This window comes from Desulfoscipio geothermicus DSM 3669 (assembly GCF_900115975.1).
Taxonomy (GTDB): domain Bacteria; phylum Bacillota; class Desulfotomaculia; order Desulfotomaculales; family Desulfallaceae; genus Desulfoscipio; species Desulfoscipio geothermicus.
Window position 1 is genome coordinate 1 of record NZ_FOYM01000057.1, and the last position, 6,224, is coordinate 6,224.

Sequence of the window (6,224 nt, forward strand, 5' to 3'; positions counted from 1 at the left end):
AAACGCCAAAACACCGGAAGTTGTTAAAGTCGACGCCAACACCGGCGACATTCGCCAAGTCATTAAAGACATCGTGCGGCAGGTTTCCGAGCGCCCGGAACTTACCGAGGCCGATATCATCGTCAGCGGCGGTCGGGGTATGAAAGGGCCGGAAAACTTCAAGATTCTGGAAGAGTTAGCCGACGTGCTTGGTGCCGCCGTGGGCGCCTCCCGGGCGGCGGTGGATGCTGGTTGGGTGTCCCACAGTTTCCAGGTGGGTCAGACCGGTAAAACCGTTTCTCCCGTGTTATACATTGCCTGCGGTATTTCCGGGGCCATTCAGCACCTGGCCGGTATGAGTTCCGCCAAGTGTATCGTGGCTATCAACAAAGATGAAGAGGCCAATATCTTTAAGGTGGCGGATTATGGCATCGTCGGCGACCTGTTTGAAGTGGTGCCTGTATTAAAAGAAGAATTAAAGAAAGTATTGGCTTAAAACAATTGCAGCAGAGCGCTAAAAAAATATAGCTCTGCTGCAATCTTGACTTGTTTGATGGTGGGATTGGGAACAGAGGTTATATGTTGGCCTATCAGGAATGCCGAATTACATCGGCGAGGTGAAGGTCAACATGTTAACGGTAAAATTACTTATTTTTGTGCTGCTGCTGGTATATGCTTTGTATTCCTTCGGCATGGGCATCAAGGAAAGATACGAGGTTTTGGTGCAAGCCAAGCCTGATAACAGATTTGATGAGCCGGGAAGAAGATTGTCGGGAACACTGGCTATAGTTTTCGGTCAAAGAAGATTGTTAAAGGAACCCGGTGCTGGCTTAATGCACTTGTTCATTTTTTGGGGATTAATCATATTTTCTGCCGGTATGGTGCAGTTTATTCTGCAAGGGTTGTTCCCCGGGGCGGAACTCCCAGTATTGGGTGCCAATCCATACTTTTATTTGTTGGTTGATATTTTTGGCTTACTTGCCGCGGCGGGTATGTTGATATCAGCTTACCGCCGGTATATTGCCAAGGTACCGCGCCTGGGGGTCGGGGACTGGTCAGAGGAGAAAATCATTGTGGCCCTGATCGCGGGTATTATCCTTATGGTGTCAGCTTATTTTGTATCCACCGGGGCGCAGGCCGCTGCTTCCGAAGATGCGCGTTACGCGCTGGCGCCTGTATCCGCCGGACTGGCGGCATTGATGGGCGATATGAGTCCGGCGGTCCGCCGGGTGATACATGAATCCTTCTGGTGGTTAAACGTGCTGCTGGCGCTTGGTTTGCTGGTGTTTTTCCGCTACTCGCATCTTGTGCATCCGCTGGCGGCGCCGTTAAACATTTATTTTCGCAATTTGCTACCCAGGGGCGGGTCCATCAGAGACCTTGACCTGGAAGATGAAGAAGGGGAGAATTTCGGAGTCAGCAAAATTACCGACTATACCTGGAAGCAATTGTTTGATTGTTATGCCTGCGCGGAATGCGGTCGCTGTCAGGATAATTGCCCGGCGTATTTGAGCGGTAAGCCGCTGTCGCCCAAGCAATTGATAGCCGATTTAAAGGCCCAATTACCGAAAAAGGTTAATAAATTCGGGGCATTAAAAGAAGCCCATGCTGCTGCTCCGGCTGAAGACGGACAGGTTGAACTGCCGGAACTGGCCGGTAATATTATCAGCGAGGACGTTATCTGGTCCTGTACAACCTGCTATGCCTGCCAGGAACACTGTCCTCAGCTTAACGAACACATTAACAAAATTATTGACCTGCGGCGCAACCTTGTACTGGATCAAAGTGAATTCCCCGGCGAAGCTCAACTGGCTTTTACCAACCTGGAAAGAAACTTTAACCCCTGGGGGGTGGGTTGGTCCGCCAGAGGGGACTGGGCGGAAGATTCAGGCGTTCAGGTCATGGAAGATAATAAAAATGCAGAATATTTGCTATTTGTTGGCTGTGCGGGGTCATTTGATGATAGAATTAAGAATGTAACCAAGTCGTTGGTAAAAATTCTGCAAGCTGCGGGAACCAGTTTCGCCATTTTGGGCAGCGAAGAAAAATGCTGCGGCGACTCGGCCCGGAGACTGGGCAACGAATATTTATTCCAGACCTTGGTGGAAGAAAATATTTCAGCGTTTAATGATTACGGGGTAAAGAAAATTATAACCGCCTGCCCGCACTGTTATAATACCTTGAAGAATGAATATCCCCGTTTTGGAGGTAATTTTGAGGTTATTCATCATACCCAGTTCATTAACCGTTTAATTGAAGACAATAAAATTGTTTTGTCGAGTGCTGAAAAACCTGTCCAGTTGACTTATCACGATTCCTGCTACCTGGGCCGTTACAATGACGAATACGAAGCGCCGCGCCGGATATTAAACGGATTGCCCGGTGTCTCCCTGACTGAAATGGCCAGAAACAAAAACAAGGCGTTTTGCTGCGGTGCCGGCGGCGGCAGGATGTGGCTGGAGGAGCATATCGGCAAGCGGATCAATGTGCTGCGGACTGAACAGGCCCTGGAAACCCGGCCGGAAATCATCGCCGTCAACTGTCCTTTCTGCCTGACTATGATTGAAGACGGGCTGAAGGAATTTAATGAAGATGAAAACATCAAGGCTAAAGATGTGGCGGAACTGGTGGCCGGGTATTTACAGTGAGTGGTTTTAAGCCGGTAGACTACTCTGCCGGCTTAATATGGATACCGGCAGCTTTTTGCTGCTAGCTTAAAACGGGTGGCGCTTGGGGGGAAAGTTTCGCCTGTTTTATACCTTTTTAAAAATTTTGAAAGGAGAGAAGTAATATGCGTGAAGCCGTAATTGTCAGCTCGGTGCGCACAGCGGTAGGGAAATACGGCGGTTCGCTGGCATCCATCCCTGCTGCCGACATGGGGGCGAAGGTTATTGCTGAAGCCCTGCGCCGGGCCGGTGTAGAACCGGGTCAGGTGGATGAAGTGATCATGGGTAATGTTTTGCAGGCGGGGTTGGGGCAGAACCCGGCCCGGCAGGCATCCATCAAGGCGGGTGTTCCGCAAGAAGTTCCGGCCTGGACATTAAACAAGGTGTGCGGGTCCGGATTAAAAACTGTGGGCCTGGCCGCTCAACTGGTGGCCGCCGGGGAAGCGGACGTAATTGTGGCCGGAGGCATGGAAAATATGTCGGCCGCTCCTTATCTGGTGGAAAAAGGTCGTTGGGGTTACCGCATGGGAGATGCCAAACTGGTTGACGCCATGATCAGGGACGGGCTGTGGTGTGCATTCAACGATGTACATATGGGCATTACCGCAGAAAATATCGCTGCCAAATATGGCATCACCCGGGAAGATCAGGATCTTTTTGCCGCCGGTAGCCAGCAAAAGGCCATTGCGGCTATTGATGAAGGCCGTTTTAAAGATGAAATACTGCCTATTGAATTACCGGTCAAAAAAGGCGAACCGGTGGTTTTCGATACCGATGAGTTTCCCCGCCGGGGTACTACGGTAGAGGGGCTGGCCAGATTAAAGCCGGCCTTTAAAAAAGACGGCACGGTAACGGCCGGTAACGCTTCCGGTATTAATGACGCCGCGGCGGCCGTGGTGGTCATGTCTGCTGAAAAAGCCAATGAACTAGGAATTAAACCCTTGTTTACTGTGAGGGCGGCGGCGTCAGCCGGTGTCGACCCAGCTTACATGGGGCTGGGACCCATTCCCGCCAGTAAAAAAGCACTGGCCAAAGCCGGCCTTACGGTGGCCGATATGGATCTTATCGAAGCAAATGAGGCTTTCGCCGCCCAGGCGCTGGCTGTGGTTAAAGAACTGGAACTCCCGGTGGAAAAAACCAATGTCAACGGTGGGGCCATTTCTATAGGGCACCCCATCGGGTGCAGCGGTACGCGCATACTGGTCACCCTGCTGTATGAAATGAAGCGCCGCGGCAGCAAGTATGGTCTGGCCACCCTGTGTATTGGCGGTGGACAGGGTACCGCATTGGTAGTGGAGAATGTTTAAATTAAGTAATTATCAATTCAGGTACTGGAGGGATTACGGTGGAAATTAAAAAAATCATGGTTATCGGGGCCGGTCAAATGGGTTCGGGTATTGCCCAGGTTGCGGCAGTTGCCGGTCTGGATGTTGTGCTCAACGACATCAAAGATGAATTTGTCAATCGGGGACTGGGTATCATAGAGAAAAATTTAAGCCGTGATGTAAGCAAGGGACGGCTGGATGAGTCCCAGAAAGAAGCCATATTGGCCCGGATCAAGCCTTCGACGAGCATCCAGGACGCCGGAGATGTTGATATCGTTGTGGAAGCGGCCATTGAGAACATGGAAATCAAAGGCAAAATATTCCGCGATCTGGACAGTATTGCTCCCGTGCACGCCATTCTGGCCACTAATACATCTTCCCTGCCGATAACGGAAATTGCCGCCGTTACCAAGCGCCCGGAAAAAGTTATCGGCATGCATTTCATGAATCCGGTGCCGGTAATGAAACTGGTGGAAATTATTCGCGGTCTGGCCACCAGCGATGAAACATTTGAGATGGTCAAGGAACTTAGCGAGCGTATGAACAAAGTGCCCGTGGAAGTAAATGATGCTCCCGGGTTTGTCAGCAACCGGGTATTAATCCCCATGATTAACGAGGCCATTTACTGTGTATACGAAGGCATCGCCACCCCCGAGGCGGTGGACCAGGTCATGAAACTGGGCATGAATCACCCCATGGGGCCGCTGGCGCTGGCTGACCTTATCGGTCTGGACACCTGTCTTTATATCATGGAAGTTTTGCATCAAGGTTTAGGAGACAGCAAGTACCGCCCCTGTCCTCTGCTGCGTAAGTATGTGGCGGCTGGCTGGCTGGGCAGGAAATCCGGACGCGGTTTCTTTGAATATACTAAATAATTAACTCGGCGAGGAGGTATAAAATGGGTTGGAATAACTTACTGCTGGAAAAAGAAGCAGGCATTGCCGTTCTCACTATAAACAGGCCCAAGGTGCTCAATGCTTTAAATGCCGAAACCCTGCAAGAACTCGATGCAGCCATGGATCAACTGGGCAATGACGATGAAGTGCGGGTAATCATTCTCACCGGCGCGGGAGAAAAAGCATTTGTTGCCGGTGCCGACATAGCTTTCATGCAAACGCTCAAGCCGCTGGAAGCTAAAAACTTTGCCCGCCTGGGCCAGAAGGTGTTTAGCAAAATTGAAAACCTGCCAAAGCCGGTAATTGCGGCCATAAACGGTTTTGCCCTCGGCGGTGGCTGTGAACTATCCATGGCCTGCGATATTCGTATAGCCTCGGAAAACGCCAAACTGGGCCAACCGGAAGTTAATCTGGGATTGATTGCCGGTTTTGGCGGCACCCAAAGATTGACCCGCCTGGTCAACCCGGGTCTGGCCAAGGAAATCCTGTTCACCGCAGACATGTATGATGCCGAGGCGGCCCACCGCATCGGTTTGGTGAACCATGTAGTACCGGCCGGGGAACTGATGAATTTCTGTAAAAATATGGCCAAGCGTATTGCCGCCCGCGGCCCGGTAGCCGTACAACTTAGCAAACAGGCGGTAAACGACGGGTTGGAAATGGATCTTGAGAAAGCATTTGTCCACGAGGCCGACCTGTTTGGGCTGGTATTTGCCACAGAAGACAGGGAAGAGGGCATCGCCGCGTTTTTAGGCAAGAAGAAGCCTGAATTTAAAGGCAGGTAAAACTGTTTTTAACCAGGGTGGCCTGGCAAGGCCGCCCTTATATTTTAACCTGAATCCGTGAACTAAATAATAGAAAACTGCCCATAACAGGTGAAATATTTAGTATAATAAAGATATGCAAAGATAATCAAGATATCAATAATTCACCTGTGGGGTGCACACATGAAATTCGTCATAGAACAATCTAACGAATACCTTTCTACTCATTCCGGGCTTACATTTGTAGGTGCTCTTATTGCTAAAACCGACCTAAAAAAGCGACTTGATAAATCAAGAATACCAGGTGTATATACACCAAATATATCACATGGTGATGTGGTTACTTCATACATTGGCTTATTATGCCAGGGAAAAAGCGACTTCGATCACATTGAGCCGTTTAGAGAAGATGACTTTTTTGCTATATCTCTAAATGTTACCAAGGCACCTTCCAGTCCAACTTTACGGCAACGCTTGGATATGGCCGGTAAAAACGAACAATGGAAGCAAATTATTTTAGAAGAATCAGCTAAGTTATTGAGCAATGATCCTGTTCAGATTACACCAATATTTCTTGGCGCAAATAAAGAACGC

Annotated in this window: 5 protein-coding genes and 1 pseudogene; all 6 read left to right on the forward strand. The window is 49.8% G+C overall.

Features of this window, described 5'->3' with window-relative positions; genetic code table 11:
* Positions 1 to 475: electron transfer flavoprotein subunit alpha/FixB family protein (locus tag BM299_RS18340; protein ID WP_131820688.1), on the forward strand; the 475-nt coding region annotated here is incomplete at its 5' end.
* Between the two features lie 133 nt (positions 476 to 608).
* Positions 609 to 2,627, forward strand: a complete 2,019-nt coding sequence (locus BM299_RS18345) for a heterodisulfide reductase-related iron-sulfur binding cluster (protein ID WP_092487887.1) — start codon at positions 609 to 611, stop codon at positions 2,625 to 2,627.
* A 143-nt stretch (positions 2,628 to 2,770) separates the two neighbouring features.
* Positions 2,771 to 3,952 carry an acetyl-CoA C-acetyltransferase gene (locus BM299_RS18350; protein ID WP_092487890.1) on the forward strand — a complete coding sequence of 394 codons (1,182 nt, stop codon included), beginning with the start codon at positions 2,771 to 2,773 and terminating at the stop codon, positions 3,950 to 3,952.
* Between the two features lie 44 nt (positions 3,953 to 3,996).
* On the forward strand, positions 3,997 to 4,845 hold the full coding sequence (locus tag BM299_RS18355; protein WP_207545244.1) for a 3-hydroxybutyryl-CoA dehydrogenase: 849 nt from the start codon (positions 3,997 to 3,999) through the stop codon (positions 4,843 to 4,845).
* 23 nt (positions 4,846 to 4,868) lie between these two features.
* A complete protein-coding gene (locus BM299_RS18360; RefSeq protein WP_092487896.1) occupies positions 4,869 to 5,651 on the forward strand; it encodes an enoyl-CoA hydratase-related protein in 783 nt (260 codons plus the stop codon).
* 162 nt (positions 5,652 to 5,813) lie between these two features.
* Positions 5,814 to 6,224, forward strand: a pseudogene (locus BM299_RS18365) (IS1380 family transposase); the annotation flags it as partial.